At 73.4% G+C, this 26,124-nt stretch carries 20 protein-coding genes and 2 pseudogenes; 14 read left to right on the plus strand and 8 right to left on the minus strand.

Annotated elements, in window-relative coordinates; translation table 11 throughout:
* Positions 1 to 57: 57 nt before the first annotated feature.
* The 3 genes from ACZ6I1_RS16900 to ACZ6I1_RS16910 all read left to right on the plus strand — a co-directional run bounded on the left by ACZ6I1_RS16900 (position 58) and on the right by ACZ6I1_RS16910 (position 5,310).
* Positions 58 to 1,506, plus strand: coding sequence for an FGGY family carbohydrate kinase (locus tag ACZ6I1_RS16900; protein ID WP_469287816.1), 1,449 nt, complete (start codon positions 58 to 60; stop codon positions 1,504 to 1,506).
* 151 nt (positions 1,507 to 1,657) lie between these two features.
* Positions 1,658 to 3,391 (plus strand): ABC transporter ATP-binding protein, encoded by a 1,734-nt coding sequence (locus ACZ6I1_RS16905; RefSeq protein WP_469287817.1) that lies wholly within the window; start codon positions 1,658 to 1,660, stop codon positions 3,389 to 3,391.
* Positions 3,388 to 5,310, plus strand: coding sequence for an ABC transporter ATP-binding protein (locus tag ACZ6I1_RS16910; protein WP_469287819.1), 1,923 nt, complete (start codon positions 3,388 to 3,390; stop codon positions 5,308 to 5,310). Before ACZ6I1_RS16905 ends, ACZ6I1_RS16910 begins: the two co-directional genes overlap by 4 nt.
* Positions 5,311 to 5,376: 66 nt before the next feature.
* On the opposite strand, the gene ACZ6I1_RS16915 is transcribed toward ACZ6I1_RS16910, so the two are convergent.
* The 4 genes and pseudogenes from ACZ6I1_RS16915 to ACZ6I1_RS16930 form a co-directional block, all read right to left on the minus strand.
* Positions 5,377 to 6,420, minus strand: a complete 1,044-nt coding sequence (locus ACZ6I1_RS16915) for an RNA polymerase sigma factor (protein ID WP_469287980.1) — start codon at positions 6,418 to 6,420, stop codon at positions 5,377 to 5,379.
* Positions 6,421 to 6,641: 221 nt separating this feature from the next.
* A pseudogene (locus ACZ6I1_RS16920) lies at positions 6,642 to 8,720 on the minus strand (molybdopterin oxidoreductase family protein).
* Positions 8,721 to 8,872: 152 nt separating this feature from the next.
* Positions 8,873 to 9,637, minus strand: coding sequence for a glucose 1-dehydrogenase (locus ACZ6I1_RS16925; RefSeq protein WP_469287982.1), 765 nt, complete (start codon positions 9,635 to 9,637; stop codon positions 8,873 to 8,875).
* A gap of 73 nt (positions 9,638 to 9,710) precedes the next feature.
* Positions 9,711 to 10,325 (minus strand): SanA/YdcF family protein, encoded by a 615-nt coding sequence (locus tag ACZ6I1_RS16930; protein ID WP_469287984.1) that lies wholly within the window; start codon positions 10,323 to 10,325, stop codon positions 9,711 to 9,713.
* A gap of 503 nt (positions 10,326 to 10,828) precedes the next feature.
* Here ACZ6I1_RS16930 and ACZ6I1_RS16935 point away from each other — a divergent pair.
* The 4 genes from ACZ6I1_RS16935 (at position 10,829) to dnaG (ending at position 16,220) form a co-directional block, all read left to right on the plus strand.
* Positions 10,829 to 11,563, plus strand: a complete 735-nt coding sequence (locus ACZ6I1_RS16935; RefSeq protein ID WP_469287821.1) for a sirohydrochlorin chelatase — start codon at positions 10,829 to 10,831, stop codon at positions 11,561 to 11,563.
* A gap of 36 nt (positions 11,564 to 11,599) precedes the next feature.
* The gene (locus ACZ6I1_RS16940; RefSeq protein ID WP_469287823.1) at positions 11,600 to 12,916 is read left to right on the plus strand and encodes a deoxyguanosinetriphosphate triphosphohydrolase; all 1,317 of its coding nucleotides are present in this window, start codon (positions 11,600 to 11,602) and stop codon (positions 12,914 to 12,916) included.
* 93 nt (positions 12,917 to 13,009) lie between these two features.
* Positions 13,010 to 14,275: an NAD(P)/FAD-dependent oxidoreductase gene (locus tag ACZ6I1_RS16945; protein WP_469287825.1), complete on the plus strand. Its 1,266-nt coding sequence runs from the start codon at positions 13,010 to 13,012 to the stop codon at positions 14,273 to 14,275.
* Between the two features lie 43 nt (positions 14,276 to 14,318).
* Positions 14,319 to 16,220, plus strand: coding sequence for a DNA primase (gene dnaG / locus ACZ6I1_RS16950; protein ID WP_469287827.1), 1,902 nt, complete (start codon positions 14,319 to 14,321; stop codon positions 16,218 to 16,220).
* On the opposite strand, the gene ACZ6I1_RS16955 is transcribed toward dnaG, so the two are convergent.
* Positions 16,217 to 16,693, minus strand: coding sequence for a gamma-glutamylcyclotransferase family protein (locus ACZ6I1_RS16955; protein ID WP_469287829.1), 477 nt, complete (start codon positions 16,691 to 16,693; stop codon positions 16,217 to 16,219). The two genes, dnaG and ACZ6I1_RS16955, sit on opposite strands and share 4 nt — an antisense overlap.
* 206 nt (positions 16,694 to 16,899) lie before the next feature.
* Here ACZ6I1_RS16955 and ACZ6I1_RS16960 point away from each other — a divergent pair, with 206 nt between their 5' ends.
* The 4 genes from ACZ6I1_RS16960 (at position 16,900) to ACZ6I1_RS16975 (ending at position 19,753) form a co-directional block, all read left to right on the plus strand.
* Positions 16,900 to 17,256 carry a hypothetical protein gene (locus ACZ6I1_RS16960; protein ID WP_469287831.1) on the plus strand — a complete coding sequence of 119 codons (357 nt, stop codon included), beginning with the start codon at positions 16,900 to 16,902 and terminating at the stop codon, positions 17,254 to 17,256.
* 240 nt (positions 17,257 to 17,496) lie between these two features.
* Entirely contained in the window at positions 17,497 to 18,258 is a 762-nt protein-coding gene (locus ACZ6I1_RS16965; protein WP_469287832.1) for a sensor histidine kinase, read from the plus strand.
* A 183-nt stretch (positions 18,259 to 18,441) separates the two neighbouring features.
* Positions 18,442 to 18,984 carry a hypothetical protein gene (locus ACZ6I1_RS16970; RefSeq protein ID WP_469287834.1) on the plus strand — a complete coding sequence of 181 codons (543 nt, stop codon included), beginning with the start codon at positions 18,442 to 18,444 and terminating at the stop codon, positions 18,982 to 18,984.
* A 142-nt stretch (positions 18,985 to 19,126) separates the two neighbouring features.
* Positions 19,127 to 19,753 (plus strand): class F sortase, encoded by a 627-nt coding sequence (locus ACZ6I1_RS16975; protein ID WP_469287836.1) that lies wholly within the window; start codon positions 19,127 to 19,129, stop codon positions 19,751 to 19,753.
* Positions 19,754 to 19,768: 15 nt separating this feature from the next.
* Here the strand turns inward: ACZ6I1_RS16975 and ACZ6I1_RS16980 are convergent, their stop codons facing one another.
* The 3 genes and pseudogenes from ACZ6I1_RS16980 to ACZ6I1_RS16990 form a co-directional block, all read right to left on the minus strand.
* Complete coding sequence (locus tag ACZ6I1_RS16980) at positions 19,769 to 20,545, minus strand: sulfite exporter TauE/SafE family protein (RefSeq protein ID WP_469287838.1); 777 nt, start codon at positions 20,543 to 20,545, stop codon at positions 19,769 to 19,771.
* A 344-nt stretch (positions 20,546 to 20,889) separates the two neighbouring features.
* Complete coding sequence (locus ACZ6I1_RS16985) at positions 20,890 to 21,432, minus strand: ferredoxin reductase domain-containing protein (RefSeq protein WP_469287840.1); 543 nt, start codon at positions 21,430 to 21,432, stop codon at positions 20,890 to 20,892.
* Positions 21,433 to 21,454: 22 nt separating this feature from the next.
* Positions 21,455 to 21,835 (minus strand): annotated as a pseudogene (locus ACZ6I1_RS16990) (ferric reductase); the annotation flags it as partial.
* A 156-nt stretch (positions 21,836 to 21,991) separates the two neighbouring features.
* On the opposite strand from ACZ6I1_RS16990, the gene ACZ6I1_RS16995 reads away from it, so the two are divergent.
* From ACZ6I1_RS16995 to nirD, 3 genes are read left to right on the plus strand one after another with little or no spacing between them, the layout of a single operon-like run.
* Entirely contained in the window at positions 21,992 to 23,263 is a 1,272-nt protein-coding gene (locus ACZ6I1_RS16995; RefSeq protein ID WP_469287842.1) for an NAD(P)/FAD-dependent oxidoreductase, read from the plus strand.
* Between the two features lies 1 nt (position 23,264).
* Positions 23,265 to 25,790, plus strand: a complete 2,526-nt coding sequence (gene nirB / locus ACZ6I1_RS17000) for a nitrite reductase large subunit NirB (RefSeq protein ID WP_469287844.1) — start codon at positions 23,265 to 23,267, stop codon at positions 25,788 to 25,790.
* Positions 25,787 to 26,119, plus strand: a complete 333-nt coding sequence (gene nirD, locus ACZ6I1_RS17005; protein WP_469287846.1) for a nitrite reductase small subunit NirD — start codon at positions 25,787 to 25,789, stop codon at positions 26,117 to 26,119. Before nirB ends, nirD begins: the two co-directional genes overlap by 4 nt.
* The last annotated feature ends 5 nt before the right edge of the window (positions 26,120 to 26,124 follow it).

Here is a 26,124-nt window from a genome sequence, read left to right on the forward strand (position 1 = left end):
ACATCCGAGGCGTACGAGGCGGCGGAGACCGGCCCGGCGTGCGGCAGAATTCTCCGCATGGGGATAGTCGCCGGGCTGGACAGCTCTTCCGCCTTCACTCGCATCGTCGTCTGTGACACCGACACCGGTGCCGTGCTGCGCCAGGGGTACGCACCGCATCCGCAGCCCACGGGCGACCACGACGGCGCGAGCCCCTACGAGACGGACCCGCAGGCCTGGCTGCTCTCGCTCGGCGAGGCCGCCGGCGGCGGGCTCCTCGAAGGGGTCCAGGCCATCGGGGTCTCCGCGCAGCAGCACGGCCTGCTGCCGCTCGACACGCAGGGCGGACTCGTACGCCCGGCCCTGGTCGGCAACGACAAGCGCGGGCAGGTGGCCGCCGCCGACCTCGTCGACGCCTTCGGCGGCCGGCAGGCGTGGGCCGAGGCGGTGGGCTCGGTCCCGCACGCCGCGCAGCCGCTCGCGAAGCTGGCGTGGCTGGCCCGTACCGAGCCGGAGGCCGCCCGCCGGGTGGCCGTGGTGATGTCCCCGCACGACTGGCTGGTGTGGCAGCTGCTGGGCCGGCCGGCCCGCCGGACCACCGACCGGGGCGGCGCCTCCGGCACCGGCTACTGGTCGGCGGCCACCGGTTCCTGGCGGCCCGACCTGGTGGAGCTGGCGCTCGGACACATGGCGCTGCTGCCCGAGGTGCTCGGTCCGGCCGATGCCGCCGGAACCACGCCCGAGGGACTGCTGATATCCGCCGGCACCGGCGAGACGATGGCCGCGGCGCTCGGGCTGGGGCTCGGCCCCGGCGACGCGGTGGTCTCGCTGGGCGCCTCCGGATCGGTGATGGCGGTGCACCACGAGGCGCTGTCGGAGCCGGGCGGCCTGATCACCTCGCTGGCCGACGCCAGTGGCATGCACCTGCCGGTCGTGAACACCTCCAACGCCGTACGGGCCCTGCGCGGCACCGCCGAGCTGCTGGGCACCGACCTGGAGGGGCTGTCCGAGCTCGCGCTGAAGTCGACGCCGGGCGCGCACGGCCTCGTCCTCCTCCCGTACCTGGAAGGTGAGCGGACGCCGAACCTGCCGCACACCGCCGGCACCCTGTCCGGGCTGCGCCGGGACTCGATGAAGCCGGAGCACCTGGCCCGGGCCGCCTTCGAGGGCATGCTGTGCGGGCTGGTGGACGCACTGGACGTGCTGCGCTCGCGCGGGGTCGAGATCCGCCGGGTGTTCCTGCTGGGCGCGGCGGCCGAGCTGCCCGCCGTGCAGGCCGCGGCCCCGGGCCTGTTCGGGACGCAGGTCGTCGTCCCCGCGCCGGCCGACTACGCGGCGCTGGGCGCGGCGCGCCAGGCGGCGTGGGCGCTCGGAGTGGCGCAGGGCACGCTGTCCCCGCACACCCCGCCGGTCTGGCCGGCCGCGGCGGCGCAGGTGTTCGAGCCGGGCGAGGAGTTCCCGGCCTGGCAGGCCGTGCGCCAGCAGTACGTCGCGACGCGGGAGCAGATCCACCCGGGCGCGTTCTAGCGCCGGGCTCCCTCCGGGCGCAGCACTAGGGCCGGCGCCGCAGGGCGGTCTACTCCTTTTGACCGGCCTTTGCGAAAACTGCTGGGGATCGGGCCCCCGGTTGGCAGAAGATGGGGTGAACCCCCTCGATCATGCCGACCGGAGCCTGCGCGTGCTCATACGACTTCTGCGGAGCCATTTGGGTCCGTACCGCCAACCCATCGCCCTGCTGGTGCTGCTGCAGCTGCTCCAGACGAGTGCGAGCCTCTACCTCCCCACCCTCAACGCGGACATCATTGACAACGGTGTCGTCAACGGTGACACCGGCTACATCCTGCGCTTCGGCGCCCTGATGCTCGGTGTCTCGCTCGTGCAGCTGGTCTGCAACGTCGGGGCCATCTACTACGGCGCCCGCACGGCGGCGGCCTTCGGCCGGGACGTGCGCGCCGCGGTCTTCGACCGCGTGCAGAGCTTCTCGGCGCGCGAGCTCGGCCAGTTCGGCGCCCCGTCGCTGATCACCCGTACGACGAACGACGTCCAGCAGGTCCAGATGCTGGTGCTGATGACCTTCACCCTGATGGTCTCGGCGCCGATCATGTGCGTCGGCGGCATCGCCATGGCGCTGTCGCTGGACGTGAAGCTGTCGGGCGTCCTGCTCGCCGTGGTTCCCGTGCTCGGCCTGTCGGTCGGCGCGATCGTCTTCCGGACGCGGCCGCTGTTCCGCACGATGCAGGAGCGCCTGGACACCGTGAACCGGGTGCTGCGCGAGCAGATCACCGGCAACCGGGTGATCCGCGCCTTCGTCCGCGACGACTACGAGAAGGATCGTTTCCGGGACGCCAACGCCGACCTGACCGGCGTCTCGCTGGCCACCGGCAAGCTGCTGGCGTACATGTTCCCGACCGTCATCGTGGTCGTGAACGTCTCCAGCGTCGCCGTCATCTGGTTCGGTGCGATGCGGGTCGACAGCGGCGGCATGGAGGTCGGCCAGCTGACGGCCTTCCTCGCCTACCTGATGCAGATCGTCATGTCCGTGATGATGGCCACCTTCATGTTCATGATGGTGCCGCGCGCCGAGGTCTGCGCCGAGCGCATCCAGGAGGTCCTGGACACCGCTTCCAGCGTGGCGCCGCCCGCCGACCCGGTGCGCGAGCTCACCCGGAGCGGCCGCCTGGAGCTGCGCGGCGCCGACTTCCGCTACCCCGGCGCCGAGGCCCCGGTCCTGCGCGGGATCGACCTGCTGGCCCGCCCCGGCGAGACCACCGCCGTCATCGGCTCCACCGGAAGCGGCAAGTCCACGCTGCTGGGCCTGGTCCCGCGGCTGTTCGACGCGACCGGCGGTGAGGTGCTGGTCGACGGGGAGGACGTGCGGCGGCTCGATCCGGCACTGCTCGCCAGGACGGTCGGCCTGGTCCCTCAGAAGCCGTACCTGTTCTCCGGAACGGTCGCCTCCAACCTGCGCTACGGGCGCCCGGACGCGACCGACGAAGAGCTGTGGCAGGCGCTGGAGGTGGCTCAGGCCAAGGAGTTCGTGTCCGCGCTGGAAGGCGGCCTGGAGGCGCCGGTCACCCAGGGCGGAACCAATGTCTCCGGCGGGCAGCGCCAGCGTCTGGCCATCGCCCGCACCCTGGTGCAGCGCCCCGAGATCTATCTCTTCGACGACTCCTTCTCGGCCCTGGACTACGCGACGGACGCGGCCCTGCGCGCGGCGCTCGCCCGCGAGACCGAGGACGCGACCGTGGTGATCGTCGCCCAGCGGGTCTCCACGATCCGCGACGCCGACCGGATCATCGTCCTGGACGAGGGGCGGGTCGTGGGCGAAGGACGCCACCACGAGCTGATGGCCGGCAACGAGACCTACCGGGAGATCGTGCTCTCCCAGCTGACGGAGGCGGAGGCCGCATGAGCGGGCCCGGAGGACGGATGATGGCGGGACCGGTCCAGCGGTCCATGGATTTCAAGGGGTCGGGCAAACGGCTGCTCGGCCAGCTCGCGCAGGACCGGGCCAGGCTGTGGGGCATGGTCGCGGCCGTCTTCGGCAGCGTCGGCTGCGCGGTCGTCGGCCCGAAGATCCTGGGCGAGGCCACCGACCTGGTCTTCGCGGGGATCGTCGGCCGGCAGATGCCGGACGGGCTGACCAAGCAGCAGGCGCTGGACGGGCTGCGCGCCAAGGGCCAGGACGGCATGGCGGACATGCTCTCCGGCACCGACTTCACGCCGGGCCGGGGCATCGACTTCGGTGCGGTCGGTGTCGTGGCGATCTGGGCGCTGGTGGTCTTCACCCTCGCCGGACTGCTGATGCTGGTCGCCACCAGGCTGTCGAACCACGTCATGAACGGCACCCTCTACCGGATGCGCGAGGAGCTCCAGGGGAAGCTGTCGCGGCTGCCGCTGTCGTACTTCGACCGGCAGAAGCGCGGCGAGGTGCTCAGCCGGGCCACCAACGACATCGACAACATCGGCCAGACGCTCCAGCAGACGATGGGGCAGCTGCTGAACTCGCTGCTGACCATCGTGGGCGTGCTCGCGATGATGTTCTGGATCTCGCCGCTGCTGGCGCTGGTCGCGCTGGTGACCGTGCCGATCTCGGTCTACGCCGCGGCGAAGATCGGCAAGAGGTCCCAGCCGCAGTTCGTGGCGCAGTGGAAGACCACCGGTGCGCTCAACGCGCACATCGAGGAGATGTACTCGGGCCACGCGCTGGTCAAGGTCTTCGGCCGGCAGAAGGAGTCCGCGGCCGTCTTCGCCGAGCAGAACGAGGCGCTGTACCGGGCCTCCTTCAAGGCGCAGCTGGTCAGCGGCATCATGCAACCGGTGATGTTCTTCATATCGAACATCAACTACGTGCTGATCGCCGTGGTCGGCGGGCTGCGGGTCGCCTCGGGCAGCCTGTCGATCGGTGACGTGCAGGCCTTCATCCAGTACTCGCGGCAGTTCTCGATGCCGCTGACGCAGGTCGCCACGATGGCGAACCTCATCCAGTCCGGCGTCGCCTCGGCGGAGCGGGTCTACGAGCTGCTGGACGCGGAGGAGCAGGAGCCGGACGCAGAGGTTCCGGAGCGGCCGGAGACCGTGCGCGGCCAGGTCACCCTCGACAAGGTGGCCTTCCGCTACGAGCCGGACAAGCCGCTCATCGAGAACCTCTCGCTGTCCGTCGAACCCGGGCACACGGTCGCGATCGTCGGCCCGACGGGCGCGGGCAAGACCACGCTGGTCAACCTCCTGATGCGGTTCTACGAGGTCACGGGCGGGGAGATCGCCCTGGACGGGGTGGACATCGCGAAGATGACGCGCGAGGAACTGCGCGGCTCCATCGGCATGGTGCTCCAGGACACCTGGCTGTTCGGCGGCACCATCGCGGAGAACATCGCCTACGGTGCCTCGCGGCCGGTCACGCGCGCCGAGATCGAGGAGGCGGCGCGGGCGGCCCACGCGGACCGCTTCATCCGCACCCTGCCGGACGGCTACGACACGGTCCTGGACGACGAGGGCGCGGGGGTCAGCGCGGGCGAGAAGCAGCTGATCACCATCGCCCGGGCCTTCCTCTCGGACCCGGTGATCCTGGTCCTCGACGAGGCGACGAGCTCCGTGGACACCCGTACGGAGGTACTGATCCAGAAGGCGATGGCGCGCCTGGCGCACGGCCGTACGTCCTTCGTGATCGCGCACCGGCTGTCCACGATCCGCGACGCGGACGTGATCCTGGTGATGGAGAGCGGCTCGATCGTGGAACAGGGCACGCACGAGGAGCTCCTGGCGTCGGGCGGCGCGTACGCGCGGCTGTACGCGGCGCAGTTCGCGCAGGCGGTGGCCGAGGTCGACTGACCGGACGGCGGAGGCCGGAGGGTGGGTGGGGGCGTCCTTCGGGGCGCCCCCTTCCGGTGTCCCGCCTCAGTCCAGGTAGCCCCGCAGCTGGTCGGCGAAGGCGTGGTCGCGCAGCTTGTTGAGGGTCTTGGACTCGATCTGGCGGATCCGTTCGCGCGTCACGCCGAAGATCCGGCCGATCTCCTCCAGGGTGCGCGGGCGCCCGTCGTCGAGTCCGTAGCGCAGCTGGACGACCTTGCGCTCGCGTTCGCCGAGGGTCGACAGCACGGCTTCCAGGTGTTCGCGCAGCAGGAAGAACGCCGCGGATTCCACCGGGGAGGCGGCGTCGCCGTCCTCGATGAGGTCGCCGAGCGCGACGTCGTCCTCCTCGCCGACCGGGGCGTGCAGCGAGACCGGCTCCTGGGCGAGGCGGAGCACCTCGAGGACCCGCTCCGGGGTCAGTTCCAGGTGGGCGGCGACCTCTTCGGCGGTGGGCTCGTACCCGCGCTCCTGGAGCATGCGGCGCTGTACGCGCACGACCCGGTTGATCAGCTCCACGACGTGGACGGGGACGCGGATGGTCCGGGCCTGGTCGGCGAGGGCCCGGGACATCGCCTGCCGGATCCACCAGGTGGCGTACGTGGAGAACTTGAACCCGCGGGCGTAGTCGAACTTCTCGACGGCGCGGATGAGCCCGAGGTTCCCCTCCTGTACGAGGTCGAGCATGGTGAGCCCGCGGCCCACGTAGCGCTTCGCGACGGAGACGACGAGGCGCAGGTTCGACTCGATGAGCCGGCGTTTGGCCATGCGCCCCATGACGACGAGTTTGTCGAGGTCGAAGGCGAGCTGGGAGTCGAGGTCCGGGGTGCCGGCGAGCTTCTCCTCGGCGAAGAGCCCGGCTTCGACGCGGCGCGCGAGGTCGACCTCCTCGGCGGCGGTGAGCAGCGGGATCCTGCCTATCTCGCGCAGGTACTGCCGGAACAGGTCGGCGGACGGACCCGCTCCGCCCCCGCTGTCCACGCGCTTGCGCGGGGCCGGCACCTTCTCGATCTGTTCGATCTGCTCGGCCAGGTCGAGGGGCTCCGGCTCGTCGTCCATGGCCTCGGCCTCGGGCTCGGGCTGATCGGTCACGGTGAGGGTGACGGTCGGGGGCTGCGTCTGGGTCTGCACGGGGACGACCTCCAGGGGTCCGAGGACTCAGGCACCGCAACTCAGTGTGGGGTACGACACATCGCTGCCACGAGGGGCGTGCGAGCACTTTCTGAGTCCGGTGCGTGACCGGATGGTTACCCGCCGGGGGACCTCGCGAAGCCGTCCGCACCCATGTCCGATCCCGTGTTCGTGCGAACCGCTCAGGCCGGCTCGACGCGGACCGCGCAGACCTTGAACTCCGGCATGCGGGACACCGGGTCCAGGGCCGGGTTGGTCAGGGTGTTGGCGCGGCCCTCGCCCGGCCAGTGGAAGGGCATGAAGACCGTGTCCGCGCGGATGGTGTCGGTGATGCGGGCCGGGGCCACCGCGCGGCCGCGGCGGGAGGTGACCGCCAGGGGGCTGCCGTCGACGGCGCCGAGGCGGGCGGCGAGGCGGGGGTGGAGTTCCACGAAGGGGCCGGGGGCGGCGGCGTTGAGCTCCGCGACACGGCGGGTCTGGGCGCCGGACTGGTATTGGGCGACGACGCGGCCGGTGGTGAGGAGCAGCGGGTAGTCGGCGTCGGGGACTTCGTCGGCGTCCCGGTGGGAGACGGGGACGAAGCGGGCCAGGCCGTCGTCGGTGGCGAAGCGGTCCAGGAAGAGGCGGGGCGTGCCGGAGGAGCCGTCCGGGCACGGCCAGAAGACGCCCTGTTACGCCTCGATGCGGGTGTAGCTGATGCCCGAGTAGTCGGCCGGGCCGCCCGCGGAGGCGCGGCGCAGTTCGTCGAAGACCTCCTCCGGGGCGGTGGGGAAGCCCTTCTCGACGCCGAGGCGGGCGGCGAGGCCGTGGAGCACTTCCAGGTCGGTGCGGACCCCGGCCGGCGGGGTGAGGGCGCGGCGGCGGAGCAGGACGCGGCCCTCCAGGTTGGTGGTGGTGCCGGTCTCCTCGGCCCACTGGGTGACCGGGAGGACCACGTCCGCGAGGGCGGCGGTCTCGGAGAGGACCACGTCGGCCACGGCGAGGAAGTCCAGGGAGCGGATGCGCTCTTCGACGTGGGCGGCGCGGGGGGCCGAGACCACCGGGTTGGAGCCCATGAGGAGGAGGGCGCGGACGTCGGTGCCGAGGGCGTCGAGGAGTTCGTACGCGCTGCGGCCCGGGCCGGGGAGGCTGTCGGGGTCGACGCCCCAGACCCCGGCGACGTGCGCCCGGGCAGCCGGGTCGGTCAGCTTGCGGTAGCCGGGGAGCTGGTCGGCCTTCTGGCCGTGCTCGCGGCCGCCCTGGCCGTTGCCCTGGCCGGTGAGGCAGCCGTAGCCGGAGAGCGGGCGGCCGGCCCGGCCGGTGGCCAGGCACAGGTTGATCCAGGCGCCGACGGTGTCGGTGCCCTTGGACTGCTGCTCCGGGCCGCGGGCGGTGAGGACCATCGCGGAAGCGGGCGCGCAGAACATCTCGACCGCCTCGCGCAGCTTGGGCACGGGGACGCCGGTGATGCGTTCCACGAGCTCGGGCCAGTGGGCCATGGCGGCGGCGCGGGCCGCCTCCCAGCCGCTGGTCCGGTCGGCGATGAACTCCTCGTCCGTGTGCCCCTGCGCGACGACGAGGTGCAGCATGCCGAGGGCGAGCGCGAGGTCGGTGCCGGGCCGCGGGGCGAGGTGCAGGTCGGCCTGTTCTGCGGTACGGGTCCGGCGGGGATCGATGACGATCAGGGTGCCGCCGTTCTCCTTCAGCTCGGTCAGGTAGCGCAGGGCGGGCGGCATGGTCTCGGCGAGGTTGGAGCCGACGAGGATCACGCAGCCGGTGCGGGGGATGTCCTCCAGCGGGAAGGGCAGGCCCCGGTCGAGCCCGAAGGCCCGCTGGTGCGCGGCGGCGGCCGAGGACATGCAGAAGCGGCCGTTGTAGTCGATCTGCGAGGTGCGCAGGGCGACCCGGGCGAACTTGCCGAGCGCGTACGCCTTTTCGTTGGTGAGCCCGCCGCCGCCGAAGACTCCGACGGCGTCCGGCCCGTGCGTGCGGCCCGTGCGGGCGAGGCCCTCGGCGACCTTGTCGAGGGCCTCCTCCCAGGTGGCCGGTTCGAGCCGCCCGGCGTGGGTGCGGACGAGCGGCCCGGTCAGGCGTACCCGGGAGGAGAGCACGGCGGGGGCGGTACGGCCCTTGCCGCACAGCGCGCCCCGGTTGACGGGGAAGTCCGCCCGCTCCTCCACCGCGACGCCTTCGCCGCCCGGCTCAGGGCGGAGGTTCATACCGCACTGCAGCGCGCAGTACGGACAGTGCGTGGCGGTGGCGGCTGCTTCCGGGGTGTGCATACGGCCCAGCCTGCGACGGCGGTGTTACGCGGGCCGCCGCCCCGCGTTACAAGTCGGCCAGCTACGGCTCAGCAGCCCCCGACCGCTCCTGTGAGGCCCGGCGCATCGCGGGGCGGCCGGGGATCTCCGCGTGCACGATCGTTCCGCGGGGATCACTGGCCCGTCAGGTGCTTCGCGGTCAGGCCGGCCGTCCAGCCGCCGTCGACGGCGAGCTCGGCGCCCGTCATGTAGCCGGCGGCGTCCGAGAGCAGGAACGCGACGGCGGCGGCGATCTCCTCGGGGGCTCCGACGCGGCCCATCGGGGCACCGGGGTAGTTCCCCTCGCCGGCCTGGATCCCGACGGGGGCGGTCATCGGGGTGAGTGTCATGCCGGGGTGGACGGAGTTCACGCGGATCCGGGCCTCGGCGAGCTCGACCGCGCCGATCTTCGACAGGCCGCGCACGCCCCACTTGGACGCGCCGTACCCGGCGGTGAGGGCGAGGCCGGTCAGGCCCGCGGCGGAGGAGATGTTGACGATGGAGCCGCCGCCGTTCGCCCTGAGCAGCGGGATCGCGGTCTTGATGCCGATGAACACGCCGACCAGGTTGACCTCCACGACCTGGCGGAAGTGCTCGACGCTCTCGTGCTCCAGGAACCGGCCGGTGGCTATCCCGGCGTTGTTCACCAGTCCGTCGATGCGGCCGAACTCGGCGACCGCGTACTCCAGGGCGTCATGCCAGTCGGCCTCGCTCGTCACATCGTGCCGCAGGAAGCGGGCCGGTCCGCCGAGCTTCGCGGCCGTCTGCGCGCCCTCCGCCTCCAGCACATCGGTGACCAGCACCCGGCCGCCGCCGTCCACCACGGCCTGCGCCGCCGCGGCGCCCAGACCACGGGCTCCGCCGGTGATGACCACGACCTTGCCGCTGAGATCCGCCACAGCCACGTTCCCCACCCCTGACGCTCGTCCGGACCGACCCTGTATATGACTAACCGTCATAGCCGGCGCCGCGTCAGTCTGCCAGAGCCCCCAGAGCCCGCGACACCCCGTGCTCCTTGGGTCCCAGGAAGTGCGGGTCGGGCTTGAAGGCCGCGTCCAGCGCCGCCTTGCCGGCCGCGAAGACCTCGCGGGTGCCGCCGTAGTACCAGGTGGCATCGTGCTCATCGGGCACCCCGACCCCGTACGAGTCCACGCCCGCCGCCTGGCACAGGGCGACGGCCCTGCGTATGTGGAAGCCCTGGCTGATCAGCACGGCCCGGTCGACCCCGAATATCCGCTTGGCCCGGACGCACGAGTCCCAGGTGTCGAAGCCCGCGAAATCGCTGACGATCTTCCCGTCCGGCACTCCGTGCCCGGTCAGATAGCGGCGCATCGCATCCGGCTCGTCGTACTCCCTGCGGCTGTTGTCCCCGGTGACCAGGACCACCTTCACCTTGCCCGCGCGGTAGAGCTCGGCGGCGGCATCGAGCCGGGTGGCCAGGTACGGGGTCGGCTGCCCGTTCCACAGGCCCGCCCCGAACACCACGGCCACCTCGGCGGACGGCGCGCCGGCCGTGGTCCGCAGCCGGTCCGCGGCCGACGCGTGCGTCCACGCCGCGGGCAGCAGCGCCAGCGCGCAGCCCGCCATCACGACCTGCACGGCCCGCCGCCTCGCCCGCACACCGCGCGGCAGCCCCGGACGCCGGCCCGCCACGGCCCGCGCCGCCGCCCGACCGGCCGTCCGAGCCGCGGCCCGCGCCCCCGACCGCACCACCGCCACCGCCACCGCCACCGCCGCCCGAGCCCAGCTGTCCTTCTTCATGACCGCCCCCCTTGCACCCCGCTGCACCACACCTCGTTCGCACGGATTGACGAGTGGGCCGCGGCCCCAGTTCCGTCCTCCCCTCCTTTCACCCGCACGAATGACCGAGCCGACCGGTGAGCACCCGGAAAACACCCGTCACCCCGGCGCAACGCGGCGGCAACCTCCGGCGCGCAGGATCGGTTCATGACGGAGCCGGTGCACCCTCCCGACACCCTGCCCCTCCCCTTCGGCAGCGCCGCCGAACTGCTGTCCCGGATCACCGCCCAGCTCGGCACGCAGCTCAGCGGAGTGCGCCCGCCGCGCGCCCGGCCCCACGGAGCCCACCCATGCACCAGCCCACCCTCGTCGCCGTGGCCCACGGCAGTCGCGACCCGCGCGCCCTGCACACCGCCCTCGCGCTCCTCGAACGGGTCCGCGAGCTCCGCCCCCGGCTCGACGTCCGGCTCGGGCACATCGAGCTGAACCTCCCGCTCCTCGGCGACACCCTGCGGGAGCTCGACGGCGGGGCGGTCCTCGTCCCGCTGCTCCTCGGCCGCGGCCACCACGTCAAACGCGACCTCCCGGCCGCGGCGGCCGCCGCCCCGCACCTGCGGGTCGCCGTCGCCGCGCCGCTCGGCCCGCACCCGCTGCTCGTCGAGGCCCTGTACGAACGCCTCCTGGAGGCCGGCTGGGGCTCCGCCCACCACGCGAGTACGGCCGTCGTGCTCGCCGCCGCCGGTTCCCGCGATCCCGAGTCCGCCGCCGACACCCGCCGCACCGCCGCCCTGCTCGGCGAGCGCCTCGGCGGCGTGCCGGTGCTCCCCGCCTACGCCTCCGCCGCCTCCCCCACCGTCCCCGAGGCCGTGCGCACCCTGGCCGCCCGCGGCCACCACCGCCCGGCCGTGGCCTCGTACTTCGCCGCGCCCGGCCGGTTCGCCGCCCAGGCCGCCGCCGCGGCGCCCGCCGTCGCCGCCGCGCCCCTGGGCGACCACCCGGCCCTGGCCCGGCTCCTGCTCCACCGCTACGACCGGGCGTGCGCCCTGCCCCGCAGCGCCGAACGGCCGGAACTCCTCTCCGCCTGATCCCGGTTTGTCAGAGGTTCCGGTTACCGTCTCTTCATGGAAGGCACCGCGTACGTCCCGGCAGACGACCTGTACGACCCCACCGCCACCGAGCGCTGGGCCGTCGAACCGGACAAGCGGCCCGGGCGGACCGCCTTCCAGCGCGACCGCGCCCGCGTACTGCACTCCGCCGCCCTGCGCCGCCTCGCCGGGAAGACCCAGGTGGTCACCCCCGGCACCCGGTCCTACGACTGGGACGCGAGCCCCCGTACCCGGCTGACGCACTCCCTGGAGTGCGCCCAGGTCGGCCGGGAACTCGGCGCGGCGCTCGGCTGCGACCCCGACCTCGTCGAGGCCGCCTGCCTGTCCCACGACATGGGGCACCCGCCTTTCGGCCACAACGGCGAGGAGGCGCTCAACGAGTTCGCCAAGGACTGCGGCGGATTCGAGGGCAACGCCCAGTCGCTGCGCCTGCTGACCCGCCTCGAGCCCAAGCGGTTCGTGCCCGATGCGGAGAGCGGCGAGCTCGTCAGCGTCGGCCTCAACCTCACCCGGGCCTGCCTGGACGCCGCCACCAAGTACCCGTGGGCCAGGGGACAACACCCCACCGACCCCGGCTCGGTCAAGTTCGGCGCCTACGAGGACGACCTGCCGGTCTTCGAGTGGCTGCGCCTCGGCGCGCCCGCCGACCGCAAGTGCTTCGAGGCCCAGGTCATGGACTGGGCCGACGACGTGGCGTACTCCGTCCACGACTTCGAGGACGGGCTGCACGCCGGCCACCTCGACCCCAACCTCCTCTTCGCGGAACCCGAGCGCACCGCGATCTGGCGGGTCGCCATCGGCCGCTACGTGCCGGCCGACACCGAGCCCGAGGAGCTGCGGGCCGCCCTCGACCGGCTGATGGAACAGGAGTGGTGGCCGCACGGGTACGACGGCTCGGCCGTGGCCCAGGCCCGTCTGAAGGACGCGACCAGCCAGCTCATCGGCCGTTTCTGCCTGGCCGCCGAGGGCGCCACCCGAGAGGCGTACGGCTCCGGCCGCCTCACCCGGTACGCCGCCGAACTGGTGGTCCCCCGCGAGGCGCGCCACGAGTGCGCCGTCCTCAAGGCCGTCGCCGACCTGTACGTCATGCAGCGCGACGAACAGGAGCGGATCCGCGCCGACCAGCGCATCGTCCTGGCCGAACTCGCGGAGGCGCTCAGCGCCCGCGCCCCCGAGGGCCTGGACCCGCAGTTCCGGGCCATCTTCGACGCGGCGCCCGACGACAAGGCCAGGAAACGTGCGGTCATCGACCAGATCGCGTCGCTCACCGACGCCTCCGCCCGTTCCCTGCACGCCCGCCTCACCCAGCGCACGCGACGCGCCGGGGGGTGAGCCGATCGGGCCACTCCCCCTTCACGCGGCAGGCTCATTGCGGGACGCTCGCATGTGGTCGCATGTGGCGGAGAGGTTATGAGGAGGCATCAGGTGGTCGACGCACACCGGACGTTCGTCATCGTGGGCGCGGGGCTGGCCGGGGCAAAAGCGGCCGAAACGCTGAGGTCCGAGGGATTCACGGGGCGGGTGATCCTGATCGGCGACGAGCGCGACCACCCCTACGAACGGCCCCCGCTGTCCAAGGGGTACCTGACGGGCAAGGACGACCGCGACAGCGTCTTCGTCCACGAGCCGTCCTGGTACGCGGCCTCCGACATCGAGCTGCACCTCGGCCAGCCCGCCGTCCACCTGGACCGGGACGCGAAGAAGGTGGTGCTCGGCGACGGCACCGCCCTGCACTACGACAAGCTGCTGCTGGCCACGGGCGCCGAACCGCGCCGCCTGGACATCCCGGGCACGGGCCTGGCCGGGGTGCACCACCTGCGGCGCCTCGCGCACGCCGAGCGGCTGAAGGGCGTCCTGGCCGGGCTCGGCCGGGACAACGGCCACCTGTTGATCGCGGGCGCCGGATGGATCGGCCTGGAGGTGGCCGCGGCGGCCCGCGGGTACGGCGCGGAGGTCACCGTCATCGAGCCCGAGCCCACCCCGCTGCACGCGGTGGTCGGTCCGGAGATCGGCCGGCTCTTCGCGGACCTGCACGCCGAACACGGGGTCCGGTTCCACTTCGGGGCCCGGCTCACCGAGGTCGTCGGCCACGACGGCATGGTGCTGGCCGCCCGCACCGACGACGGCGAGGAGCACCCGGCGCACGCGGTGCTCGCCGCGATCGGGGCCGCGCCGCGCACCGCGCTCGCGGAGACCTCCGGCCTGGCGCTCGTCGACCGGGAGCACGGCGGCGGGATCGCGGTGGACGCCTCGCTGCGCACCTCCGACCCGGAGATCTTCGCGGTCGGCGACGTGGCCGCCGCCCACCATCCGGTGCTCGGGACCCGGCTGCGGGTCGAGCACTGGGCCAACGCCCTCAACGGGGGTCCGGCCGCCGCACGGGCGATGCTGGGGCAGGAGGTCTCGTACGACAGGGTGCCGTACTTCTTCTCCGACCAGTACGACGTGGGTCTGGAGTACTCGGGCTACGCGCCGCCCGGCGGCTACGACCAGGTGCTGATCCGCGGCGACGCGGGCAAGCGGGAGTTCATCGCCTTCTGGCTCTCGGAGGGGCGGGTGCTCGCCGGGATGAACGTGAACGTGTGGGACGTCACCGATCACATCCAGGCCCTGATCAGGTCGAAGGAGCCCGTGGACCGCGAAAAGCTGGCCGACCCCTCGGTTCCGCTCGCGTCGCTGCTCACGGCATAGGGCTGGCGGCGGGTTTGCCGGCGGGCGGCCGTAGACTTCACGCGTGGCAGGACGGATCAACGACGACGACGTGAAGGCGGTACGGGACGCGGTCCCGATCGACGCCGTGGTCTCCGACTACCTCCAGCTGCGCAATGCGGGCGGCGGCAACCTCAAGGGTCTGTGCCCCTTCCACGACGAGAAGTCCCCGTCTTTCCAGGTCAGCCCCAGCAAGGGCCTCTACCACTGCTTCGGCTGCCAGGCGGGCGGGGACACCCTCGACTTCATCATGAAGATCGACCACCTCTCCTTCTCGGAGGCGGTCGAGCGCCTCGCCGGCCAGGCGGGCATCACCCTGCGGTACGAGGAGGGCGGCTACACCGCCGGCACCAGCGGCCGCGGTGAGCGGATCCGCCTGGTCGAGGCGCACAAGGCGGCCGCGCAGTTCTACGTGGACCAGCTGGGCAGCCCCGAGGCCGAGATCGGCCGCAAGTTCCTCGCCGAGCGCGGCTTCGACCAGGCGGCGGCCGCGCACTTCAGCGTGGGCTACAGCCCGGCCGGATGGGACCACCTGACCCGCTTCCTGCGCGGCAAGGGCTTCACCGACAAGGAGCTCATCACCTCCGGGCTCGCCCAGGACAGCCGCAGCGGCAAGCCCATCGACCGCTTCCGCGGCCGGCTGATGTGGCCGATCCGCGACATCAGCGGCGAGGTGGTCGGCTTCGGCGCGCGCAAGCTGCGCGACGACGACAACGGCCCCAAGTACCTGAACACGCCCGAGACCGCGATCTACAAGAAGTCCCAGGTCCTGTACGGCATCGACCTGGCGAAGAAGGAGATCGCGAAGACCTCGCGCGCCGTGGTGGTCGAGGGCTACACGGACGTGATGGCCTGCCACATGGCCGGGGTGACCACCGCGATCGCCACCTGCGGCACGGCCTTCGGCGGGGACCACATCAAGATCCTGCGACGGCTGCTGATGGACAACGCCACCGCCGAGGTGATCTTCACCTTCGACGGTGACGCGGCCGGCCAGAAGGCGGCGCTGCGGGCCTTCGAGGACGACCAGAAGTTCGCCGCCGAGACCTCCATCGCGATCACCCCGGGGGGTATGGACCCCTGCGACCTGCGCCTCGCCCAGGGCGACGCGGCCGTCGCCGGTCTCGTGGACTCCCGGACTCCGCTCTTCGAGTTCGCGCTGCGGCACATCGTCGCCCGGCACAACCTGGAGAACCCGGCGGGCCGGGCGGCAGCGCTGGACGAGGCGGCTCCGGTCGTCGCGAACATCAAGAACATCGCCATCCAGCACGAGTCCGCCGTGCAGCTCGCGGGCATGCTCGGCATCCGCGACGAACAGTTCGTGGTCAAGCGCGTCGCGCAGCTGGCCCGCTGGGCCCGCGAGCGCGGCAACCAGCCCCAGCAGCAGGGCCGGGGCCGCCCCTCCTACGAGGCCGCCCCCGCGCCCGCCGCCCAGCCGGCCGGCGGTCCCGCGCTGAACCTGCGCAGCCCGGCCCACCGCACCGAACGGGAGCTGCTGAAGCTGGCCCTCCAGCGCCCGGCCCTGGTCTCCCCGGCGTTCGACGCGTACGGGATGGACGAGTTCACCGCCCCGCCCTACGCGGCGGTGCGCCAGGCGATCCTGGACGCGGGCGGCGCCTCGCTCGGTACCGACGACTATCTGGCCCGCGTCCGGGACGCGGCCCCGAACGACACCGTCCGCGCGCTCGTCACGGAGCTGGCGGTCGAGGCCATCCACGCCAAGACGGTGGACGAGATGTACGCGGGGGTCCAGCTGGTGCAGGTGCGGCTGCGCGCCGTCGACCGCCGGGTCCACGAGATCCAGGGCACGCTGTCCCGGCTCGGCCCGCAGGCCCCGCCGGAGCAACTGGCGGCGGTCCAGGAGGAGCTGTGGGTGCTCCAGCAGTACGGCCAGCGGCTGCGCAACCGCGGCGCCGAGGGGCTCTAGGCAGGCCCCGGCCGCTGTGGGCCGCTCCGGGCTCTTTTCAGCCAGTCGCCGCCCGGTATCCCGGTGCCCGACTCCCGCAGGTCCCGGGCGAGCAGCGGTGACGCCAGGTAGACCCAGGCCCGGACCGGCGTGCCGTCGGCGCGCAGGGCGTCGCGGGCGATCCGGTCGTAGACGTTCCCCGGGCGGCCCGGGCCCCCGTACTCCTCCAGGACGTCCAGCGCGGCCAGCAGTTCCCCGTACGCCCCGGGCGCCGCGGTGATCAGCTCCCCGACCACGAGCGAGCCCGGCCTGTCGACCGCGAACGGATAGCCCGGGCCGTCGTACAGCGCCGCGTCCGGGAGGCTCGCGGGCTCTTCGGCGACCGTGCGGCCTCGCAGGAACAGGTCGTGGTTGACCTCGCCCGGGCGCAGCGTCCCGTAGACGAAGAACGGCAGCGGAGCGGTCGGATCTTGTGGCCGGACGACCGGTGTCACGGGCCCCTCCCTGGGGTATGGCGGAACACTCCGCAGACCGGGACCAAGGTCCCGACCTGCCTGCGCCCCACCACCGTACGCACCGCTGTTACACAACCTCCCGGTGCCCGTGACCCGCGCCGAAGCCCCTCCAGGACGCCCCCCGGCCCGGGGCGAAGGGGCTCAGCGGGCTGGATCCGACGGACATCGCGCGCGCCGACCCCCGGATGAAGCCGTACCTCGGCGAGGAAGCCGGCCTGCGGGCGCCCGGCCGGGCCGGGATCCGCCCGGCCGTCTACCGGGACCTGACGGGCGACGGGCAGCAGGACCTGATCGTCGCCGCGGACGTGCCGACCGGCCGCTCGGCGCTGAGCGTCTACGCGGTGGTCAACGGCCGGATCGTCTCGATCCTCTTCACCATCGGCCGGCAGCTGACGGCCGAGACGGTCGGTACGGACCTGCTGGTCCGCATCGCCGCCGACGACGGCTCGGAACAGGCCGTGCGCTACCACTGGGACGGCGAGCGGATGACGGTGGTCAACGACGAACGGCGCTTCCGCAAGGACGGGGAGAGCACCCGGTGAGCGCCGTCCTGACCCGGTGCCGGCATCTGCTGCGGGCCCTCGGCCTGCGCTGGAAGATCTCCGCCCTGCTCGCCGTCGGCTGCTCGCTGGTCGCGGTCGCCATCGGGCTGCTGATCCACGAGGCACGCGCGCGGCAGATCGCCGATGCGGCGCGGGCGAGCGCCCTTACCCAGCTGATCAGCGTGCGGAAGGTGTACGAGCTGACCGGCCGGCTCGACGCCGACAAGGTGGGTGAGGCCGATGCCCGGATCGACTGTCCGCAGTTGCCGGCCCCGCTGCGTACGGCGGCCCTCGCCGGGGAGCGGACCACCTTCCTGGACATGTCCGGGCCGCATCCGGCGGTCTGGGCGGCCCGGCCGGTCGGCAGGGCGCAGGTGCTGTCCGTACGGCTGTCGCTGGACGACGACCGCGAGGAGCTGGCCGAGCACGCTGACGGGTCTGCACACCGCGGCCGAACTGCTGCCGGCCGGGCGTCCGACGGAGCTCGTACGGGACCGGGTCGCGGCGCTGCGGACGCTGACCGAGGACCTGCTGGAGGTGGCCCGGCTCGACGCCAACCGGGAGGAGCCGCAGCTGGCGGCGCACCGGCTGGGGCCGCTGGTGGAGTCGATCACGCGGCGCTCGGGGGTGGCGGCGCAGGTGGTGGGCGCGTCCGGCGGCTGTGGCGCGGAGGGGGGCACGTACGTCCGCACCGACGTTCGGCGCTTCGAGCGCATCCTGACGAACCTGCTGGTCAACGCGCGGCGGCACGGTGGGGGGCCGGTCACGGTGACCGTGTCCGGGACCGCGGTCACCGTCCGGGACCGGGGGCGGGGCTTCCCGGAGAAGCTGCTGCGCGAGGGCCCGCAGCGGTTCCTGACCGGGGCCGCCGAGCGCGGTCAGGGCACCGGGCTCGGCCTGACCATCGCCCTCGGCCAGGCGCAGGTGATCGGCGCGCGGGTCGTCCTGGCGAACCTGTCGCCTTCGGGCGCCTCGGCCACGGTGCTCCTGCCGCCTGCCTGACCGCTCCGGCACCACGTCACCCGGACGGCGAAGGCGGCCCGTATGGCCGCATCAGTGGCGCTGACCTGCGCAAACCGCTGGGCGGCGGGGCGCCCCCCAGGGAACCTGACGGGACATCAGCAGGCGGGCGGCGGGCGGGCCGGGTTATCTCGAAGCACGACCCCGTGTCTCCAGGGAGCTCCCATGCGTCGACGTACAGCCCACGCGCTGACTGCCGCCGCCATGACCTGCGCGGCTTTCGCCGGCCCGGTCGCCGGTGCGGTGGCCGCCGCGGATCTCGGCATGGTGAGCTTCGCGCCCGGCGACTTCGCCAAGCTCGAGGTGTGGCCGAAATCCGCCGCCCCGGGGGCCACCGTCACGGTGAACACCACCGCCTGCGGACCCGGCAGCCATGCCGAGGGCGATGCCACCACCGTGGGCGGCGGCCGGTTCAAGCTGGTTCCCGGAACGCACAAGGAAGTGGTCGTGGGGCAGTTCCAGGTCGCCCGCGGCACCCGCGCCGGCACCTACGGCATCGGGGCGACCTGCGCGAACGGCAAGTTCGCCACCGGCGACCTGGTCGTCACCGAACGCGGCCCGCAGGGCCACGTCCAGACCGGGGTGGGCGGTGGCACGACCACCACCACCGACCCCGCCAAGATCGCGGCGGGAGCGGCCGTGCTGGCCGCGACCGCCGTCGGCGGTACCTGGCTCCTGCGTCGCCGGGCGAGCGGCACGCGGAGCTGACGGACGCCCACCGCGGCTCCGGCCGCGGTCCGACCGGTACCGTCCCCCGTCGCCCGCCCCGCGAGGTCCCCCCGTTCGCGGGGCCGGGCGACGGCCAGTCACCCCGAACCGGAAGCCGAAACGGAAAGCCGAGGGGGCACGCATGGGTGGCGATTTCCGCGGAACCCGCCACGGAGGCCTCGTGGCCCTCGCCGCCTGCGTCGGCATCTGGCTCGTGACCAGCGGCTCCCGCGAGCCCGTCGGGCCGCCGCTGCCCTCCCCCGCCGAGGCCCTGACCGCCGCCGGGGCCACGGGCCCCGGCATCGCGCCGCTCCCCGGCTCACCGCCCACGCGGATCCGGATCCCCTCCATCCGCGTCGACGCCCCGCTGACCGGGCTCGGCCTGCAGCCGGGCGGCAGCCTCGAAGTCCCGCCGCCCGACCGGCCGGACCTGGCCGGCTGGTACCGCGACGGCACCACCCCGGGCGCCACCGGCACGGCCGTCGTCGCGGGGCACGTGGACGACGCCGCCGGGCCGGGGGTCTTCTACCACCTGGGCGCCCTGCGCCGCGGGGCCACCGTCGAGGTCCCGCGCGCGGACGGCCGTACCGCCGTGTTCACGGTCCACGCGGTCGAGGTCTACGACGCCAAGGCCTTCCCCGACACCCGCGTGTACGGTCCTTCGGCGCGCGCAGAGCTGCGGGTGATCACCTGCGGCGGGGGTTTCTCGCCGCGGACGGGCTACCGCGGCAACGTGGTCGTCTTCGCCCACCTCACCGGCACGTACTAGAGCGGCATGCGGCCGCTATCCCCACTGCTCGAGGCCGAGTTTGACCACCAGCGCGCCCACCACCGTCAGCAGCACGCCGCGGACGAAGCCGCTGCCCTTCTTGAGGGCCATACCGGCGCCGATCATGCCGCCCGCCAGGTTGAACGCCGCCATGAGCGCGGCCAGCTGCCACAGCACCATGCCCTGGTAGGCGAACGTCGCGAGCGCCCCGGCGTTCGTGCAGACGTTGACGATCTTGGCGTTCGCGGAGGCGGTGACCAGGTCGAGGTGGAGCAGCGCGGTCAGCGCGAGCACGAGGAACGTGCCGGTGCCCGGCCCGATGAGGCCGTCGTAGAAACCGATGCCGAGCCCGGCGAGACCGATGGCGAGCAGCACCCGCTGACGGCTGACGGGCGAGGCGCTCGGGGCGGTGCCGAAGGCGGGCCGGAACAGCACGAAGGCGGCGACGACCACCAGCACCACCATGATCAGCGGGCGGAGCGCGTCCTTGCTGATGCCACCGGCCAGCGCGGCGCCGCCCATCGATCCGGCGAGCGCGGCGAGGCCGATGCGCGCGGCGAGCTTCACGTCCACCGGGGCCCTGCGGAGGTAGGTCACGGCCGCGCCCGTCGTACCGACGATGGAGACGGCCTTGTTGGTTCCGAGCACGGTGGCCGGGTGGGCCTGGGGCAGGCCGAGCAGCAGGGCGGGAAGGAGCAGCAGGCCGCCGCCGCCCACCACGGCGTCGATCCAGCCGGCCGCCGCCGCGGCCACGCACAGCATGATGATCATGGTCAGTGATATGTCAGGCACAACCTGACCCTATGGACCTGTCGGGCGCGGGATCCATCAATCCCCGGAAACTTGCGCAAACGTTGAGCTTCGCCCGGCCGGCTCCCGGTCCGGAGCCACCGGCGCCGCGGGATCCACGGCCGCGGTCAGCGCGCTGGCGACGAGCACACTGGCCAGCCCCAGCCCGGCGGCGAGCACCGGGGGCCTGCGGGGTCTGCGGTGCCGGGCGCGGGCCGCGGGGGCGGGAGCGGGAACGGGAGCAAGGTCGGGGGCAGGGGCGGGAGCGGGTGCCGACTCGGCCGGTGGGGCCGGGGACAGGGCGACGTGCAGGGGATGACGCATGGAACGGCGGTTCCTCTCGGATTTCAGAAGCCGAAGCACTCGGAATGGATGCGTCCGGCCGGCACCCCGGTCCGCAGCAGCCCCGCCCGGGCCGCCTCGGCCATCCCCGGCGGTCCGCACAGGTACACGTCGTGCTCGGCGAGGTCCGGCACCAGCGCCGACAGCGCCTGCGGTGCGAGCGGATCGTATGCGGCCCCGGAGGGCCCGAGCAGGTAGTGCAGCCCGGCCTGCCGCTCGGCGGCGACGGCCTCCAGCTCGGCGCGCAGGACGAGCTGTTCCTCGGCCCCGGCCCGGTAGAGCAGGGTGATGTCCCCGGGCCCGCCGGGCAGCGTCTCGAACAGGGCCCGCATGGGCGTGATCCCGACCCCGCCCGCGATCAGCAGCACCTTGGGCCGCGTCCGCCGGGCGGCGGTGAGCGCCCCGAACGGCCCGGTGGCCAGGACCCGCGTGCCGGGCCGCAGGCGGCGGATCCGGCGGGAGTGGCCGCCGAGCCCCTCGACGGTGATGCGCAGGGTGTTCGGTTTCGTGCGGCACCCGGCGGCGTACCGCCCGGGCGGAGGTCGCACCGACCGCGGCCAGGAGGACGGTCCCGGCCGAGGCGGCGGCGAGCGCGGGGTAGCCGAGCAGCTCCCGGACCGCGGACAGCACGTCGACCCCCTCGTGCACGGCGTATCCCAGCAGGGCGAAGAGCCCGTGCCCGAAGCAGAGGAGCAGCACGTGGCGGCCGCCGAGCGCGTGCCAGCGGGCGAGCCGGTCGGCGCCGGCCCCGTGCTCGACGGCGGGCACCCGCGCCATCAGGAACAGCAGCACCAGCACCCCGTACCCGGCGAGCAGGCCGGTCAGGTGCGCGGCCGTGGCGAACAGCGCGTCGGGCCGGGCCGAGGGGCGCACCTGCACCGCCCACAGCAGGGTCACCACCCCCGCCCCGCCCGCCATCCCGCCCCTGACCAGCACCGCAACATCTCGCATGGGCCCACGCCAAGGGCCCGCCGGGCGGCTCCGGTGATCCTTAAGGCGGCCTTGAGGGAGGCCTCACGGACGCTTGACCCGTGCGCTGAGGGCGGCGTTCCGTCCGGGTAACAACGGCGATGCGGCGGGGAAACAGCGGACCCGCACGCTCGGGGCATGACCTCGAAGCAGCGTGTGGTGGTGATCGGCGGCGGCCTCGCGGGCCTGCGGCTCGCTGCGCGGCTGGGCGCCGGTGCGGCGGTGACCGTACTCGGCGAGGAGCAGCACGTCCCGTACAACCGGGTGCTGCTCGCCGAGGTGCTGGCCGGCCGGTACGCGCCGGAGGTGGCCGCGCTCCCGGAGGCCGGTCCGGCGCTGCGGCGGGGCGTGCGCGCCGTCCGGATCGACCGGGCCGACCGGACGGTCCACTGCGACGACGGCGCGGCCCTGGCGTACGACACGCTGGTGCTGGCCACCGGGTCCAACCCGGTGCTGCCGCCGCTGCGGGGGCTGTTCGAGCCGGAGGGGCGGGAACTGCCCGACGGGGTGCACGCGTTCCGCACGATGGACGACTGCCTGGCGCTCTCGGAGGCCGTACGTCCGGGCGTGCGGGCGGTGGTGATCGGCGGCGGCCTGCTGGGCGTCTCGGCGGCCAGGGCGCTGGCCGCGCGGGGTGCCCAGGTGGTCCTGGCGCAGCAGGCGGCGCGCCTGATGGAGCGCCAGCTGGACCCGGAGGCCTCCGCGCTGCTGCACACCCACCTGACCGGCCTCGGCGTCGAGATCCACACGGAATGCCGGGTCCGCGGCCTGACCACGTCCTCCCCTGCCCCGCGCGCGGGCCGGCCCGGCCGGGCCGGCGGCGCCAGCGGGGCCGCACCGGCCCGCCGCCGCGTCACCGGGGCCGAGCTGGCCGACGGCTACCGGCTGGAGGCCGACGTCGTCGTGCTCGCCTGCGGCGTACGGCCCCGCACCGGACTCGCCCAGGCCGCCGGGCTCGAGGTCCGCAAGGGCGTCGTGGTCGACGGCAGGCTGCGCACCAGCGACCCCCGGATCCACGCCATCGGCGACTGCGCCGAACACGACGGCCAGGTGTACGGCCTGGCCGGAGCCGCGCTGGAGCAGGCCGACGCCCTCGCCGCCACCCTCACCGGCTCCCCCGCGCAGTACACCGGCACCCGCGCCCTCACCCGGCTCACCCTCGGCGGAGCCGGCGGCCACTTCGACCTCGCCGCCTTCGGCGAGACGACCCCCCGCCCCGGCGACGACGTGGTCCGCTTCGCCGACGCCACCCGGCGGACCTACCGGACGGTCGTCCTGCGCGACGACCGCCTCATCGGCGGGGTCCTGCTCGGCGAGCTCTCCACCGTGGGCGCCGTCGCCCGCACCTGGGAGGGCGACGAGGCACCCCTCGACCTGTTCCACCTGCTCACCGACGACGGAGGCCACTGACATGACCGAGCCCCTGCCCGCGATCGTGCTCATCGGGCACGGCATGGTCGGCCAGCGCTACCTGGAGGCGCTCGCCGAGCGCGGTGCGACCCGGTCCCACCGGATCACCGTGCTCTGCGAAGAGCCCCGGCCCGCCTACGACCGCGTCCACCTGACCTCGTACTTCTCCGGAAGCACCGCCGAGGACCTGTCCCTGACACCGCCCGGGTTCATGGAGGAGCACGGCATCAGCCTCCACCTCGGCGACCCGGCCGAGGCCGTGGACCGGGCCGCCCGTACGGTCACCTCCCGCTCCGGGCAGGTGTTCCCGTACGACGTGCTGGTCCTGGCCACCGGCAGCTTCCCGTTCGTGCCGCCCGTCCCCGGCAAGGACGCTCCCGGCTGCTTCGTCTACCGCACGATCGAGGACCTCCTCGCCATCGAGGAGTACGCCAAGGGCCGCACCAGCGGCGCGGTCGTCGGGGGCGGTCTGCTCGGCCTCGAAGCCGCCGGCGCCCTGCAGGGGCTCGGGCTCGCCACCCGCGTCGTGGAGTTCGCCCCGCGCCTGATGCCCGTCCAGGTCGACGAGGGCGGCGGCGCCGCCCTGCTGCGCACCATCGAGAACATGGGGCTCACCGTCCACACCGGCGTCGGCACCCAGGAGGTGCTGACCGGCGAGGACGGCCACGTCAACGGCATGCTGCTCTCCGACGGTTCCGCCGTCGACACGGATCTCGTCGTGTTCTCCGCCGGTGTCCGCCCCCGCGACCAGCTGGCCCGCGCCTGCGGCCTGGACGTCGGCGAGCGCGGCGGCATCGCGGTCGACTCCCGCTGCCGCACCTCCGACCCGCACGTGTACGCCATCGGCGAGTGCGCGCTGGCCTCCGACGGCCGCGTCTACGGCCTGGTCGCCCCCGGCTACGAGATGGCCGAAACCGCCGCCGACGATCTGCTGGGCCGCGAGAAGGAGTTCACCGGAGCCGACCTCTCCACCAAGCTCAAGCTGCTCGGCGTGGACGTGGCCTCCTTCGGCGACGCCCACGGCAGCACGCCCGACAGCCTCGACGTGGTCTGGTCCGATTCCCGCTCCGGTGTCTACAAGAAGCTGGTGGTCTCCCCGGACGGGGTCCTGCTCGGCGGGGTCCTGGTCGGCGACGCCGACTCGTACGGCCTGCTGCGCCCCCTCACCGGCAGCGTGCCGCCCGTCGCCCCCGAGCAGCTGGTCCTGCCGGCCGGTCTCGGCGCGCCCGTCGCACTCGGCCCGGCCGCGCTCCCCGACCACGCGGTGATCTGCTCCTGTCACAACGTCACCAAGAAGGCCATCACCGCCTTCTCCACCCTCCCCGAGGTCAAGAAGTGCACCAAGGCCGGCACCGGCTGCGGCGGCTGCCTCAAGGTGATCGGGCAGCTGCTGCCGGCCTCCGCCGACAAGGGGCTGTGCGGCTGTTTCCCCTTCACCCGTGCCGAGCTGTACGAGATCGTCCGCACCCGGCGGCTGGCCTCGTACCAGGAGCTCCTGGACGGCCACGGCCGCCCCGAGGCCCGCGGTGGCGACGGCTGCGAGGTGTGCAAGCCCACCGTCGGCTCGATCATCGCCTCGCTTGCCCCGACCGTCGGCGCCAGCGGCTACGTCCTGGAAGGGGAGCAGGCCGCCCTTCAGGACACCAACGACCACTTCCTCGCGAACATGCAGCGCAACGGCTCCTACTCGGTGGTCCCGCGCATCCCCGGCGGTGAGATCACCCCGGACAAGCTGATCGTGATCGGCGAGGTGGCCCGCGACTTCGGCCTCTACACGAAGATCACCGGCGGCCAGCGGATCGACCTCTTCGGCGCGAGCGTGGACCAGCTCCCGCGGATCTGGGCCCGGCTCGTCGACGCCGGCTTCGAGTCCGGGCACGCGTACGGCAAGGCCCTGCGGACGGTGAAGTCCTGTGTGGGACAGACCTGGTGCCGCTACGGGGTACAGGACAGCGTACGGATGGCCATCGACCTGGAGCTGCGCTACCGGGGGCTGCGCGCCCCGCACAAGCTCAAGTCGGCGGTCTCCGGCTGCACCCGCGAGTGCGCGGAGGCGCAGAGCAAGGACTTCGGGGTCATCGCGACGGCGAGCGGCTGGAACCTCTACGTGGGCGGCAACGGCGGGGCCACCCCGCGCCACGCCGACCTCCTCGCCCAGGACCTGTCCGATGCGGAACTGATCCGGCTGATCGACCGGTTCCTGATGTTCTACATCCGCACCGCCGACCGGCTGGAGCGGACCTCGACCTGGCTGGAGCGGCTCGAGGGCGGCCTGGCCCATCTGCGGGACGTGGTCGTGCACGACTCGCTGGGGCTGTGCGCGGAGCTGGAGGCCCTGATGGCCGACCACGTGGCGCACTACCGCGACGAATGGGCGGAGACGCTCGAGGACCCGGAGCGGCTGCGCCGGTTCGTGTCCTTCGTCAACGCGCCCGGCGCTCCCGACCCGACCGTGAAATTCGTCCCCGAGCGTGACCAGGTCAAGCCCGACCTGGCCGTCCTGACCATTGGAGGTGCCGTCCGATGACCGTGGAACTGCAAGTGGCGCAGGGCTGGCTGACGGTGTGCGAGCTGTCCGCCCTCATCCCCGGGCGCGGGGTCGCGGCCCTGCTGCCCGACGGGAGTCAGGCCGCGGTGTTCGTCGACCGCGCGGGGCGCGCGTACGCCATCGGCAACCAGGACCCCTTCACGGGCGCGCACGTGCTGTCGCGGGGGCTGCTGGGGAGTGCGGCGGGCCGTCCCTTCGTGGCTTCGCCGCTGCTCAAGCAGCGCTTCGACCTGGAGTCGGGGCGCTGCCTGGACGACGAGGAGGTGGCGGTCCGTACCTACCCGGTGCGGACCGCCGCGACCTCGTAGCCGGC

The sequence above is a fragment of the Streptomyces sp. NPDC046303 genome (assembly GCF_055588085.1).